This window comes from Rufibacter soli, from assembly GCF_054781795.1.
Genome location: NZ_BAAGTS010000005.1, coordinates 642331 through 656822, shown reverse-complemented (window position 1 = coordinate 656822; position 14492 = coordinate 642331). Strand labels below are relative to the sequence as shown.

The 14492-nt window shown below is 53.5% G+C and carries 11 protein-coding genes; 8 read left to right on the top strand and 3 right to left on the bottom strand.

Translation table 11 applies throughout. From position 1 onward, the window contains the following. The first annotated feature begins 509 nt into the window (after nt 1-509). Nucleotides 510-3248: a pectinesterase family protein gene (locus ACYVJQ_RS17065; RefSeq protein ID WP_460894318.1), complete on the top strand. Its 2739-nt coding sequence runs from the start codon at nt 510-512 to the stop codon at nt 3246-3248. 175 nt (nt 3249-3423) lie between these two features. Here the strand turns inward: ACYVJQ_RS17065 and surE are convergent, their stop codons facing one another. Further along, entirely contained in the window at nt 3424-4257 is an 834-nt protein-coding gene (gene surE, locus ACYVJQ_RS17060) for a 5'/3'-nucleotidase SurE (protein WP_460894317.1), read from the bottom strand. Between the two features lie 128 nt (nt 4258-4385). Here surE and ACYVJQ_RS17055 point away from each other — a divergent pair, with 128 nt between their 5' ends. From ACYVJQ_RS17055 to ACYVJQ_RS17025, 7 genes are all read left to right on the top strand, one after another. After that, nucleotides 4386-5117, top strand: a complete 732-nt coding sequence (locus tag ACYVJQ_RS17055) for a hypothetical protein (RefSeq protein ID WP_460894316.1) — start codon at nt 4386-4388, stop codon at nt 5115-5117. Nucleotides 5118-5194: 77 nt separating this feature from the next. Then, nucleotides 5195-5641, top strand: coding sequence for a DoxX family protein (locus tag ACYVJQ_RS17050; RefSeq protein WP_460894315.1), 447 nt, complete (start codon nt 5195-5197; stop codon nt 5639-5641). Between the two features lie 907 nt (nt 5642-6548). Further along, nucleotides 6549-8294 carry a M14 family metallopeptidase gene (locus ACYVJQ_RS17045; RefSeq protein ID WP_460894314.1) on the top strand — a complete coding sequence of 582 codons (1746 nt, stop codon included), beginning with the start codon at nt 6549-6551 and terminating at the stop codon, nt 8292-8294. Between the two features lie 174 nt (nt 8295-8468). Next, on the top strand, nt 8469-8834 hold the full coding sequence (locus tag ACYVJQ_RS17040; RefSeq protein ID WP_460894313.1) for a BlaI/MecI/CopY family transcriptional regulator: 366 nt from the start codon (nt 8469-8471) through the stop codon (nt 8832-8834). Nucleotide 8835: 1 nt separating this feature from the next. Beyond that, nucleotides 8836-10239, top strand: coding sequence for a M56 family metallopeptidase (locus ACYVJQ_RS17035; RefSeq protein WP_460894312.1), 1404 nt, complete (start codon nt 8836-8838; stop codon nt 10237-10239). A gap of 192 nt (nt 10240-10431) precedes the next feature. Further along, a complete protein-coding gene (locus ACYVJQ_RS17030) occupies nt 10432-11334 on the top strand; it encodes an ABC transporter ATP-binding protein (protein WP_460894311.1) in 903 nt (300 codons plus the stop codon). Beyond that, nucleotides 11331-12104: an ABC transporter permease gene (locus ACYVJQ_RS17025; RefSeq protein ID WP_460894310.1), complete on the top strand. Its 774-nt coding sequence runs from the start codon at nt 11331-11333 to the stop codon at nt 12102-12104. Before ACYVJQ_RS17030 ends, ACYVJQ_RS17025 begins: the two co-directional genes overlap by 4 nt. A 117-nt stretch (nt 12105-12221) precedes the next feature. Here ACYVJQ_RS17025 and ACYVJQ_RS17020 read toward each other — a convergent pair whose 3' ends face one another. Both ACYVJQ_RS17020 and ACYVJQ_RS17015 read right to left on the bottom strand, forming a co-directional pair. Continuing rightward, the gene (locus ACYVJQ_RS17020; RefSeq protein ID WP_460894309.1) at nt 12222-12914 is read right to left on the bottom strand and encodes a hypothetical protein; all 693 of its coding nucleotides are present in this window, start codon (nt 12912-12914) and stop codon (nt 12222-12224) included. Between the two features lie 276 nt (nt 12915-13190). Continuing rightward, nucleotides 13191-14393, bottom strand: coding sequence for a bifunctional 3,4-dihydroxy-2-butanone-4-phosphate synthase/GTP cyclohydrolase II (locus ACYVJQ_RS17015; RefSeq protein ID WP_460894308.1), 1203 nt, complete (start codon nt 14391-14393; stop codon nt 13191-13193). Between the last annotated feature and the right edge of the window lie 99 nt (nt 14394-14492).

The window sequence follows — 14492 nt, the reverse complement described above, 5'->3', positions numbered from 1 at the left end:
TTCGCCATTCTCTCTCCTAAGCCCGGCTTCTTTCACTTCCTGTTTAGAGCCCGTTTTTCAGAAAACAAGGTCAAACCGGCCTTCCTACCTTAGACACCACTTGTAACCATTTCTTCTTTTAACCGGTTACTTTTCCCTTTCTAACCAGCCTTTTCTTTCTAAGCGCCACCTTGGCAATGCCCTATTTTTACTTCTCTAAAAATTTCAGCAAAAATTTCACATTCCATATCCCAACTTTATTCATCTGAAATCAAGGGATGTAGCAGGGTAAAACAATGCAAAATCATAAACTCATTAACATATTGAAGTACAGACCATTGCACACCATGCGAATTTCTTATTTGTGAAATTTTCAATGCAACCCTTTGTGCAATCGATTGTGCAACTTATTGCACAGTTTTTAGTCTTTATTTCACTAAACCCACACAGGAGCTTTGGTTAAGTTATATCAATTCAATAATTTAGAAGCAGTTCACTCCTCAAAAATACCATTCCCCTAACCTTCCTCCATGAAAAAACATCTACTCTTATTAAAGCTTCTCGCCCTTCTCCTGCTATTAGGGCTAAGTCCGCAGGTGGGTGCCTTTACCCCCACCAATGTAGACATTACGGTGGCCTTAGATGGCTCCGGCAATTTCACCAAGATCCAGGACGCTATCAACGCCGTGCCCTCCAACAGCGAGCGCCGTACCGTTATTTACATCAAGCGCGGCCTGTATAACACGGAGAAACTCATGGTGCCCGCTGACAAAAAGAATGTCTCCTTTATTGGGGAAAGCCGGGAAGAGACCATCATCAGTTACCATATCTATGACTGCGCCACAGGTAAGTGCCCCTCCGCCGATGCCGCCAAATGGCCCGAGGACAACATGCGTACCTCCGCTACGCTCACTATTGCCGGAGATGGGTTCAGGGCCGAGAACCTTACCCTCCAGAACACGGCGGGGCCGGTAGGTCAGGCGTTGGCCCTCACCGTGCTAGGCGACAAAAACGTTTTCATCAACTGCAACCTGTTGGGCTACCAGGACACTATTTACCTGTGGCAACCCGGCAAACGCAGCTATTTTGAGAACTGCCTGGTGCAGGGCCGCACAGACTATATCTATGGGGCCGGTAATGCGTTTTTCCAGACCTGTGAGATCAGGAGTTTCGGGGGAGGCTGGATTACGGCCCCTTCCACCCCCAAAGACCAGCCCTACGGTTACGTGTTCAACAATTGCCGGCTAACCTACGCCACCAACAGCCCCCGCGCCGGTGATGACGGAACATTAATCCGGCTGGGCCGCCCTTGGCATGAGTACCCTAAGGTGACCTGGATGAACTCTTACATGACCGAGATGATTCACCCCGAAGGTTGGGGCGACAAGTGGAGCATGGACTACTCAGACACCAGCACCGACCTTAAACTGTATGAATACAACAACAACGGCCCCGGGGCCGATATGAGCAAGCGGGCCAAATGGGCTGGTCTGCGCGCCATGACCGCCACTGAGGCCCTGGAGTACACCGTACAGAAAGTAATGGCCGGCACAGACAACTGGGACCCCAGCGCCGAGGCGCCCACGGTAACCTCCTACACCTGGGCTGGCGCTGGGACCACCAAAAGCTGGCTATTGGCTGCCAATTGGAACCCTGCAGCGGTTCCCACCACCGGCCAGTCTGCCACGGTAGATGGCACCCATGAAATTATAGCGGATGGTGGTTCCTTTCTAGCCGACCTGGCCCTGAAAAACGGGGCTAAGCTTTCTATCACCGCCAACAGCACCCTGGCGTACCTTTCCCTGGCTGCGTCAGAAATCTCTACCACCGGTACGGCCACCCTTTCCGGAAAGATCGCGACCAAAGAAGCCAATAAATTTACCGGAACCGGCACCCTCACCTTACCTGCAACCCTTACGGGCGTGCATGAATTCAGCAAGGAAGGCACTGGCAAGCTTATTTTAACTGGCAACAGCCCAGACTTTTCGGGCAACTGGCTGGTGAAAACAGGTATTCTGGAGGCCAATACCTCTAGCGCCCTGGGCAAAGGCCATGTAACCGTTAGCAGCGGGGCCACCCTTAGTATTGGCAACGGCGGCGCTTTTCAGCCTAAATCCCAATTAAAGGTGGTGGCCGGCGCCGCCCTGGTCTTGAACGCAGACCTTACTTTAAGCGAATTCTTTATTGACAACACCCTGCAAGCCATAGGCGAGTACAGCGCCACTACCCACCCAACCCTTATTTCGGGGACGGGGAAAATTATAGTGGGTCGCCCCAGTTCCTTCACGTTTGTGGGAGGCGCCAACGGCAACTGGGACAACCCGGCAAACTACAGCCCTCAATTGTTACCGCAAGCCGGCGAAACCGTGCTGGTGAATCGCGAGATTGAAACCACCAGCCTGGTGTTCCCCGGCAAGTTAGTGATCCAGAGCGCCGGCAACATCCGCATGCGGGGCGCCCATTCTGCTACCGGCGAAATTGAGATGCAGGCTGGCGCCAGAATTGCCTACGCCACCGGCGGGGCCATGTTCTCGCTAGACGCCCCCCTGAATGTGACCGGTGATATCCTGGTGCAGATCAACAGCAATTCTACCGCCGAAGGCGGGCACCAGTTCCAGTTGCTGGGCAATACCAAGGGTACTGGCAAGATTACGGTCTACAACACCAGAGGCGCGCCGGCTACTACCAGCAACATGATTTTAAAAGGAGACAACAGCGCCTTCACCGGTACTTGGGACCTCACCAGAGCCAACGCCGTGGCCGAGTCGGTGACAAAGTTGGAGGGTACCAGCGCCAATGCCTTCGGGAACGGCAAAATACTGGTAGGCGCCAACAATGTGCTTGTCTTCAGCCATGAAAAAAGTGCGGGCAACAATCTTGACCTCACCGTGTCTGGTACCGGAAAAGTAGTCTTGAAAACGGCGGTGCAGGTGAGAACCTTTACCTTGAACGGCACGGCCATGGCAGATGGCACTTACTCGGCGGCTACGCATCCGGCCATCCTGGAAGGCACCGGCTCTATTGTGGTGTCCAGCACCGTGACTGCGTCTAAAGAAGAACTGCAGAAAAAACCGGTCCGGTTCTATGACAACACTCTGTACCTGGACGGCACCCGCTCCCTGGTAACCGTCTACACCTTAACGGGGTCAGTACTGCTAAAGGAAAACAGCAACCGCATGATTTCTTTCCAGGGCCGTAGGCCCGGCATCTACGTGGCCCGCTACACCGTTGACGGCAAAAAAGGAGTGTTGAAATTCTTTGTGCGCTAAGCACTTCTCAAGAGAAATCCTCTATTGTCATCCATAGAAAAAAGCCCGGGCAAACCCGGGCTTTTTTTCATTCCTTTCTTTTCTGGCAGGTGATTTTCCTGCCGGTATTTTTTCTAATGCAACCGGAAGCCAAGACGTTTTGGGCCTGTTTTTCAAAAAACGGCCTTAAAACGGTTTACCCTTCGGCGGCGCCGCTTTCTACGGTTTTGGAGCCTGGTACGGGGGTAGCCTCGGGGTTGAGGTTCCACTCATTGTTGAGCAGGGCAATGGCGTGGCTGGCGGTCATATCAAACTGGCACGGCACCACAGACACGTAATTTTCCGCCAAGGCGGCTTCATCTGTGTCATCGCCTTTGTCAAAGTTCACGAAGTTGCCCGTGAGCCAGAAATAGCTGCGGCCGCGAGGGTCCAGGCGTTCGTCAAACTCTTCTTCCCACTTGGCGCGGGCCTGGCGGCATACTTTCACGCCGGCAATGGGCTCCTTAGATTTCTTAGGGAAGTTCACATTGAGGGCCACACCGTGCGGAATGCCAAACTCCAGGGCCTGCCGCACAATCAGCTCCACGTACTCCTCGGTATGGGAGAAATCTATCTCATGGCCATAGTCACACAAAGAGAACCCAATGGCGGGTAAGCCTTCAATGGCCGCCTCTATGGCCGCCGACATGGTACCTGAATAGAGTACGCTGATGCTGGAGTTGGAGCCGTGGTTGATGCCACTCACCACCAGATCGGGCCGGCGGTCTTTGAGCACATGGTTTTTGGCCAGCTTCACGCAGTCGGCGGGGGTACCGGAACACTCATAGGCCTCTACCTCGGTAAAGGCCAAGGATCTATCTAACCGGAGCGTATTGCCGATGGTAATGGCGTGTCCCATACCCGACTGCGGCCCATCGGGTGCCACTACCACCACTTCGCCAATTTTTCGCATTACCTTCACCAGGGTGTGAATGCCCGGGGCCGTGATGCCATCGTCATTCGAAATTAAAATAAGCGGCTTCTTCTTCATCTTACTCAAAGTTTGCGACCAAATTACTTGGTATACGCGCCACCGCCAAATGCAATTGCGTAACTTCACCACAAGGCTTGCGTTATGCCCCAAGATGCTGTACCTATGCGGTCTAAACTAGTTCACCCATGAAGCATACCACCCTGCTGCTGGGCGCCTTGCTGGCGCTGGCGGCCTGCCAACAAGAAAGCACCTCTGAGCAAACTAATAAGGAGGCCCAACTGGATGAGGCCGCCGCTGCCATTTCTGAAGACGCTGCCCAGGACCCCAGCCTGAACGCTGAGGCGCCAGATGCCTCTGCGCCTTCTACCGCTTCTGATGAGGCCATGTCTGAAGTGCCGCTTCCGGGTGCCACCTCTACGGCCTCTGCCGCCCCCAGCGCCGCTAACCCACTTTTCAACCTCACCCTACAGGCAGGTCAGGCTGGGGCCGTGAAAGTAGGCATGACCATTGAGGAACTGAAAAAGCAGTACGGGCAAAACAAGATCCGGGAAATAGACCACGCCCTAGAAGGCACCACCACCAAAGCCTATGAAGTGTTAGGCGAACGCCACCGGCCCGACCTGCTGGTGGAGCAACAATGCAAAGGCACTGCCTGCACCGTCTTCCGGATCACCGTGCTCAACCCTTCGTTCCGGACCCAGGGCGGCATTGGTATTGGCAGCATGTTCAGAGACGTGAAAGAGAGTATTCCCATCTCCAGCGTAGGCGCCGGCGAAGGTAATTTCGTGGCTATCTCTGAAGGGGCCCGCATGAGTTTCGTGCTGGACATGCGCGGCATCCCAGCTCAACGCTGGAATAAACTCAAAGTAAAAGACATCCCCAATTCCACCATGGTGTCTGGCATCATGCTCTGGTAGCCGGGTCAGGTTTTTCTGTTTCAAAGGTGTTTTCCGGAAAACGGCCCTAAAACACCAATACGCTAAAATTTAGGATTATGACTTTCTTCCGTTCCCTGTACCGCTATCAAGACGAAGGTTTATTGATTATTAGGGTTGGTATTGGCATTATGTTTCTCCTGCACGGCTGGCCTAAAATGATGGGTGGGCAGGAGATGTGGACCAAGGTAGGCAGCGCCGTGGAAACCATAGGGATTACCGGTGGGTTCACGTTCTTCGGGTTTATGGCGGCGTTCGCCGAAACCGTGGGAGGCTTGTTTATTGCCTTGGGTCTGTTCTTCCGGATTTCTAATTTCCTCCTGTTTTCCACCATGGTGGTAGCTACTCTTAAGCACGTCATGGCCCAAGATGGCTTTAACGCGTATTCGCATGCTTTGGAGGCGGCTTACCTGTTCATTGGGTTGTTTTTTATTGGCCCGGGGCGGTATAGTTTGGATTACCTTTGGTTTGATAGAGAGCCAGTGGAGGAAGGGGATTGGGAGTAGAATGAGCTTGCTTTTGCTTGATTAAAGATTTCCGTTGCTGGTGTTCCTAGGGTCAACGACTTAGACTGCTCTTCAATTGGCTATAAAGTATTCACTTCCAACTCTCCACTTTTAGGCCTTTAATGTCCACCCCCTTTCTTGCCGAGCCTCCAAGCTGAAGTGGCGGTCTGCCCGCGTCTGTCACTTTTCTCCTTGATGAGAAAAGTAACCAAAAGAATCAAGAAGCTCCGAACTCGCTGCCGCTCAGACAGGCGGGGCTTCACTTTGGTACCACCGGGTGAAAGCCTTCTGTTCCATAGGGAGCTTACGCTATAGCTTCTCGATGCGTCATTACTTGCCCCTACCCATGCTTCGGGCTACGCAGTGGCGGCCCTCCGCAAGGTCCAGGGCAGATTAGCCTATTGCTGATTGATTGGTTGCAAGGCCTGCAGCGCCCTAAAGGGCGGGAAGGGAAATGTAGGGACAGGGCTTGACCTGTCCGCTGCGGTTCGGGCGGTAACCAAGTTTGATTTCTAGTTACCTCCTCCAAACCTCTGGTGTTTTAAGCCTGTTTTTAGAAAAACGGGCCTAAAACGCCTTTACCCTATTACTTACGTATTCCCCGTTTCCAGCCTTTCGGCTGAGCGCCTAGCACTCGACCCGGTGCCGCGGATGCGGCAGGCCCTGCGGGGCCAGGTGAGAGGGTACAGCGCGAGGGCGGAAGGCGGGGCCTCGAGGCCGTGAGCGCTCGGAGAGAGAAGATGGAACAACACAGCCCATGAATCCCTAGACAAACAGCCCATCTAAAGCACAAATAAATTCTTTATCCAACAACCCCCTAAGTCACAAGCAAACACCATACACAAAGGCAAAACTTTCAAATAACCCCCAAAACCCCTAACATTACCTTTTCAACAAACCGCCACCCATGCTGCTTTCCCTACTTCTTACCCTCACTACCCTTCTCACTCCGGCACCAGACTGGAAAACGCCATACGAGAAAAGCAACGGCACCAAAACCGCTACTTACCAGGAATGCATTGCCTATTACCAGCAACTGGACCAGGCGTACCCTGAAATTAAGATGACCGAGGCCGGAATGACCGATGTGGGCCAACCCCTGCACACCGTCATCATTTCCACCGACGGCGACTTTGACCCGGCTTCTATCCACCGGAAAGGAAAGACGGTCTTGTTGGTGCAGAACGGCATTCACCCCGGCGAGCCTGAGGGAATTGACGCGACCATGATGCTGGCCCGGGACCTGATGCAGCAGAAAAAACTGAAAAGCCAACTGGACAAGGTGGTGCTGGTCATTATTCCTATCTACAACGTAGGCGGCGCCCTCAACCGCAACAGCTACACCCGCACCAACCAAAACGGGCCCGAGAGCTACGGCTTCCGGGGCAATGCCCGTAACCTGGACCTGAACCGCGATTTCATCAAGGAAGATTCTAAGAATGCGCGCTCTTTCGCTACTATCTTCCGCACTTGGGACCCTGAGATTTTCGTGGACAACCATACCAGCAACGGCGCTGACTACCAGTACACTATGACCCTTATCCCTACGCAGCACAACAAACTAGGCGGAGCCTTGGGCACTTTATTGAAGCAACAGATGGTGCCAGCGTTGTACCAGGCCATGGAAAAACGCAAGTGGCCGCTGGTGCCTTACGTGAACTCGCGGGGTGAGTCGCCGGAGACGGGTATTTTTGGGTTTATGGAGTCTCCGCGCTATGCCACTGGCTACACAACCCTGTTCCAGACGCTGGGCTTCGTGCCAGAGACGCACATGCTCAAACCTTTTGACAAGCGCGTGGCCTCTACCTATGACCTTATGCTGGAGTTCCTGGACTATGCCGCCAAGCACGGGAAAGAAGTACAGGCGGCCCGTCAGAAAGACCGCGCGGCCCTGCAAACGCAGCAGCAGTTTGTCCTGAACTGGGCCCCTGATACAACCCAGTCTGAGACCATCCAATTCAGAGGCTATGAAGCCAAATATAAGCCCAGCGAGGTTAGCGGATTGGAGCGTTTGTACTATGACCGTAAAGCGCCATTCACCCGCCCGGTGAAGTTCTTTGACACCTACCGCCCTACCGTTACCGTCACCAAGCCGGTGGCTTACCTTATTCCGCAGGCCTGGACCGAGGTTATTGAGCGCCTTCAGCAGAACCAAGTGGAATTGAAACGCCTGAGCAAAGACACCGTGCTTACCCCCGAGGTCTACTATATTACAGACTATAAAACCGGTCCCCGTCCCTATGAAGGACATTACCTCCATACTGATGTGCAGGTCCAAAAATCGCAGCAACCTATCCGGTACTTTAAAGGCGACTACGTGGTGTATCTGAACCAGGTGAGCAACCGGTTCTTAGTGGAAACGTTGGAGCCGCAGGGTCCTGACTCCTACTTCGCCTGGAACTTCTTTGACTCGGTGCTGGGTCAGAAGGAATATTTCTCAGCCTACGTGTTTGAAGACCTGGCCGCCCAGTACCTTAAGCAAGACCCTAAACTGAAGGCCTCCCTGGAAGCAGCTAAAGACAAAGATGCCAACCTGGCCAAAAGCGCCCGCGAGCAACTCAACTTCATTTACCGCAACACCCCGCACTATGAGAACACCCACATGCGCTACCCCGTTACCCGGTGGTTGGCCGGGGCGCTGCCGGTTCAGTAACCGCCCGTTTTAAGCCTGTTTTTTGGAAAACAAGCCCAAAACAGAAATCAGCAGAAAAGCCTCTCCTACCCCAGGAGAGGCTTTTCTGCTTTAATCCAAAAAATAATTCTCTCCGCCCTTGACTTTAATTACGAAACTTTCGTAATATTATGAAAACATCGTAGACAACTACCCATGGAAAAGCTAACCCAACAGGAAGAAGAGGCCATGCAGGTAATCTGGGAGGCCGGCGGCGGTTTCATCAAAGATTTCTTGCAGATGCTGCCTGAGCCCAAACCGCCTTATACCACGCTCGCCTCCACGGTAAAGAACCTGGAGAAGAAAGGCTTTCTGGCGGCAGAGAAACTGGGTAACACCTACCGCTACGCCCCGCTCATCCAAGCACCTGAGTACAAGAAGAAATTCATGAAAGGGTTTGTGGGCGATTATTTCCAGAACTCCTACAAAGAGCTAGTGGCCTTCTTCGTGAAGGAAAAGCAGCTTTCGCCTGCTGAGCTGAAGGAGATCATCCAGATGATTGAAAACCAAAACCCCGAATAACATGCCGGCTCTTTTCCTTTACTTGCTACAGGTGAACGTGGGGCTGGTGCTCTTCTACCTGGCTTACCACCTGGTTTTGCGCCAGATCACTTTCCATGCCTGGAACCGGCTGTTCTTGGTGGCTGGTATTCTACTCTCGGCGGGGTTGCCTCTGGTAGATGTCAGCCTATTGCTGGCGCAGAACGGGAAAGTGTACCAAACCATTTCGGCCATGAGCTTTGAATGGGCGGCCCCGGCTATGAGGACAGCGCCAACCGCAACTTCCTTTGATTTTTGGCTGGTGCCGATGGGCATTTTTTGGCTGGGCGTTTTGGTGATGACGGTCCGTTTGGTGGTGCAGGGGGCTTCGTTGTACAGGATTCATCGGCGGTCACGCCCGGCCAGCTACCAGGGCATTACCTTTAGAGAAATAGAAGCAGATTTGCCGCCATTTTCCTTCGCGAACACCATTTACTTTAACCCTATCAAACACCCCGAGCAAGCCTGGCGCGGCATTCTGCAGCATGAGTACACCCACGTGCAGCAAGCCCATACGCTAGATATTTTGCTGGCTGAGTTCACCACTGTGTTCCTGTGGTTCAACCCGGTGGTATGGCGCTGGCGTGCGGCCCTCAAGCAAAACCTGGAGTTCCTCACCGACCAGCAGACCCTACAGGCGGGCATTGACCGCAAACAATACCAGTTCTCGCTTTTGCAGACCACTACTACGCTTCCGCTTACCCTCGCTTCCGCTTTTAGTTATCCATCACTTAAACAAAGAATCATGATGATGAACCAACATCCCTCGGCCAAGGTACAACGCCTGCGTTTCCTGGCCACCCTGCCTCTGCTGGTGCTCTTGCTGCTGGGCTTCCAGGGCATTGCCTCCTCCAGTAGTCAATGGGAAGGCCTGCTGCCACAGGAAACCACCCAAGACGGACAGAAAGCCTATGAGGCCTTTCTCAAACGCAACCCCACCGCAAAAGGCCTGCGTTGGAGCAACGGGCAAATTGCCGTGGTATTGAAATCAGGGGAGACCGAAACGTACCCTAACACCCCGGCCGGCGTGGCCCAGCTAGAGAAGAAATACGGCAGCTTGCCTACCCCTCCGCCACCGCCGCCACCGCCTGCGGCACCTCCTGCTGCACCGGCCGCCGCGTTAGCCCCACCTCCGCCGCCGCCGCCTATGAACGTGACCCTCACCAAGGAATTCAAGCAACGCAACCCTACGGTGAAAGGCATTAGCGCCGCCAGTGACGGTCTGTATGTGATCCTGAAATCTGGGGAGGTAGAATCCTTTGACAACACGGCCGCTGGTAGAGCCGCCTTTGAGAAAAAATACGGCACCTTGCCGCCGCCTCCACCACCGGTGAGGCGTTCTAAGGAAGACCTGCCACCCCCACCGCCGCCGGTAAGAAAGAACTAACTCGCCGGTGGTTGTAAATCATTCTTCTGGCAAAGTTGTTTTGAGCCTGTTTTTGGGAAAACAGGCTCAAAACAAAAAATAGGAAAGCCTTCCCTAAGGGGGAAGGCTTTTTCTTTGCCCGATTTTCTGCCTCTCGCTTTTCAGGTAAATCCTTCTAGCTTTGCAGAAGACCTACACCCAACTTTCAATAATTTGGCAGACATTTTAGAAATTCAGGGCTTAAGCAAGCGCTATGGCAGTGTGCAGGCCCTGGACCAGCTAAGCATCAACGTGCCCCAGGGCAGTATTTATGGCTTGCTGGGGCCTAACGGCAGCGGGAAAACCACCACCTTGGGCATTGTGTTGGACGTGATCAACGCCAGCGCCGGCAGTTTTCAATGGTTTGGCCAGCCCATGTCCAAAACCACCAAACGCCGCATTGGCGCGCTGCTGGAAACCCCCAACTTTTATCCTTACCTCACTGGCCAGGAAAACCTGCGCATTGCCGCCGATGTGAAGCGCGTGGACCACAGCCAGGTGCAGCGGTCTTTGGAAATGGTGGGTTTGGCCAACCGCAAAAACGATAAATTCAAAGGCTACTCCCTGGGCATGAAGCAGCGGCTGGCTATTGGGTCGGCGCTGCTGGGCAACCCAGAGGTGCTGGTATTAGACGAACCCACCAACGGCCTGGACCCCGAAGGCATTGCCGAAGTACGCCGTCTTATTCTGGACGTGGCCGCCCAGGGCAAAACCATTGTATTGGCCAGTCACCTATTAGATGAGGTAGAGAAAGTCTGTACCCACATGGCCGTTCTGCGCACTGGTAAACTCAAAGCCCAGGGACCGGTCTCCTCTATCATGGCCACCAATGACCTGGTGTTCATTAGCGGCGGCGCCCCCCTGGAGCAGCTCTTGCAGATAGCCCGCTCGTTACCGCTGGTGGCGCAGGCGCAGCAGGTGCAGCAACAGGTACAGCTCACGCTGCGCGAAGGCGTAGACAGCACAGCCCTTAACCGCGCTTTCTTTGACCAGGGCATTGCACTGGGCCAGCTGGTGGTGCGCAAGAAAAGCCTGGAAAGCCAGTTCCTTGAAATCATTAAAGCCGACCACGCATGACCTCCCTTCTTCGCATAGAACTTCGAAAAATCTTACCGTATTCCACCTTCTGGGTGATTCTGCTGTTGCAGTGCGCGCTGCTGTTCATCTTTTTCTACGCCCGCGGCAACGTCATGATCAATGGGCAAATGGCGGGCGCCGAGCTGTACCAGTTTCCCAAGATCTGGCCCCACCTGGCGTACGTCTCCAGCTACCTGAACCTGATACCCGGTATCCTGATCATCATTCTGGTAGCAGATGAATACGCGTACCGGACGTTCCGGCAACAGGTGATAGACGGCTTCTCCCGCGCTGATTTAGTTCAAAGTAAATACTCTGTGATTCTGCTCTTGGCGGCCTTCTTTGCGGTGTACGTACTGGCGCTGGGGCTTGGCTTCGGGCTTACGTATGGCAACACTGTAGGGACCGACAGCATTTTCACAGACGTGCAGTTTATCTTCTACTACCTGGTGCAGTTGGTGGGCTACATGAGTTTGGCCATGTTCGTGGCGTTTCTGGTCAAGAAAACCGGCCTGGCCATTCTGTTCTTCATGGCCTATACGCTGCTGATAGAACGCCTGCTGCAATGGCAAATGCCAGACCAGGTAGACAAGTTTTTCCCGATGAAGGTGCTTTCCAACCTTACACCTAACCCGCACCAGGAACTGGAGCAGATGGTGCTGGGTGCCACCGAGGTTCTGCCTCCGCTACAAGCCCTGGTGCCGGCAGTGTTGTACATCACTTTCTTCTGCCTTCTCTCCTACCTGCTACTCAAGGCCCGAGACCTGTAAAACCTATTTTAAGACTGTTTTTAGAAAAACGGGCCCAAAACGCAAAAAGGGAGGCCCCGCTGACACTGGTTCAGCGGGGCCTCCCTTATTCTCTTTCGGCTTACGCCGATGCCTTGGTTACATATCCAGTTTAGTGGTCTTCGCCTCCGGCTGAGAGATAGTACCAAAGTAACTAACGATCTTGGCCAGGTCAGGCAGGCTGGTGTACTTTAGCTTGTTTTGCTTAATATACGTTCTCATGGCGCTGCCTTTCTTGCCGTAGATGGTTTCCAGGTCTTTCTTGACGTTGCGCAACTCCTTTACCTTGCCGCTGGGCATCAGGATAAAATAATTATCCAGGCGCTGCTCTACGTACATGGGCCCGCCCATGGGGTAATTGCCATAAGGGTAATAGTTGCCGCGGTACATAGGGTCACGGCTTACGTCACGGCGGGACATGGTTTCACGGCGCAGAAGGCCGTAATTGCCAATCACGATCTGCTCAAAAAAGGCTGGAGCCAGAAAATCACTGTAATCATTGCCCAGGTTCCAGCGTTGGGTCACAAACACCCTTCTGTAACGCCCCCCGTTGTCAATGGCTTCAAAGCCCCGCACCGCCACGGGCGCATAGGCTACCACCGAACCGTCTGGCTTACTTATTTTCACCAGGTCTTCTGAACGGTGATAGGTGATTTTCCCGTTCACGGAGTCACCAGAGGTCAAAAAAACGCGGCCCTGGGGCCACTCATCTACCAGGCCGGTTACTTGCGCCATGGCGCCGGCTGCCCAGAAAAAAAACACTACCAAAAGCCCATTTACTTTCCTTGCCATCGTCTTCGTTTCTTTACATTCACTAAAAAGATTACAATGCACTTCTAAGAAAAATATACCTTAAAAAATTTGAGAAGGTTACCTGATCCTAATCACTTTCTCCCCGCATTTGCAGAGAAAATTGTGCCATAAAACCAAAGAATGGCCTTCCCCGCAAAAAACTTACGAAAAGGAATAGGGACTAGCCTTGCAGCAATATCCAAAAATTTCTAAAACGAGGCCCTGCCTGCCCTAAAAAAGCGAAAGGCGGAAGATGTGTCTTCCGCCTTTCGCTTTTTATTTCTTCATGATGGAATGCCCCAACTTGTCTCGCTTGGTGGCTAAATACCGTTGGTTGTGCTCATTAGCGGCAATCTCAATGGGTACCTGCTCCACAATCTGCAGCCCGTAGCCAATTAAGCCGGTACGTTTGCGGGGATTGTTGGACATAAGCCTCATTTTGGTCACCCCCAGGTCGCGCAGGATCTGGGCGCCAACGCCGTAGTCCCGCTCATCGGTCCCGAAACCCAGTTGCAGGTTGGCCTCTACAGTGTCCAGGCCCTGCTCTTGCAGTTTGTAGGCTTTCAGTTTGTTCAAGAGACCAATACCGCGACCTTCCTGGTTCATGTACACAATCACGCCTTTGCCTTCCTTCTCAATGATTTCCATGGCGCGGTGCAATTGCGGACCGCAGTCACAGCGGCAAGACCCGAAGATATCACCGGTTACGCAGGAGGAATGCACGCGCACCAACACGGGCTCGTCTGGCTCCCAGGTGCCTTTTACCAGGGCCAGGTGCTTGGCATTGTTGCTGCGCTGGGTATAGGCGTAAAGGTCAAAGTTACCCCAGTCAGTAGGCAGCTCCACGGCAATCTCGCGGTCAATGAGGCTTTCCTTCTGCAGGCGGTAGGTGATCAGGTCTTTAATGGAGATCAGCTTTAACCCGAAGCGCTCGGCTACTTTCTCCAGGTCTGGCATACGGGCCATGGTACCGTCTTCGTTCATGATCTCTACCAGCACGCCGGCCGGAGCCAAGCCTGCCAATGCCGCTAAATCCACGGCGGCCTCGGTATGGCCCGCTCTCCTGATCACGCCTTCCTTGCGGGCGCGCAGCGGGAAAATGTGGCCGGGCTTGCCTAAAGAGGCGGGGTCAGTGGCGGGGTCTGCCAGGGCCAGAATGGTCTTGGCGCGGTCAGAGGCTGAGATACCGGTGGTACAGCCGTGGCCCAGTAAGTCTACAGATACGGTGAACGGGGTGGCGTGCAGGGCCGTGTTGCGGCCTACCATCAATTCCAGGCCCAGTTCATCGCAGCGCTCCTCGGTGAGGGGCGTGCAGATAAGGCCGCGCCCGTGGGTGGCCATGAAGTTCACAATCTCGGGAGTGATTTTCTCGGCGGCGCAGATAAAATCGCCTTCGTTTTCGCGGTCATCGTCATCAACCACAATAATCACCTTGCCGGCTTTGATATCTTCAATGGCGTCTTCTATTTTATCTAGCATGGTTCTTTGCATCTAATACTGGCAGAACCGCCCAAAGCGGAAATCTGCCTTTCAAAATGCAAAGATAACGGTTTTTGGGCGGTTTAAGTAGCTGCTACT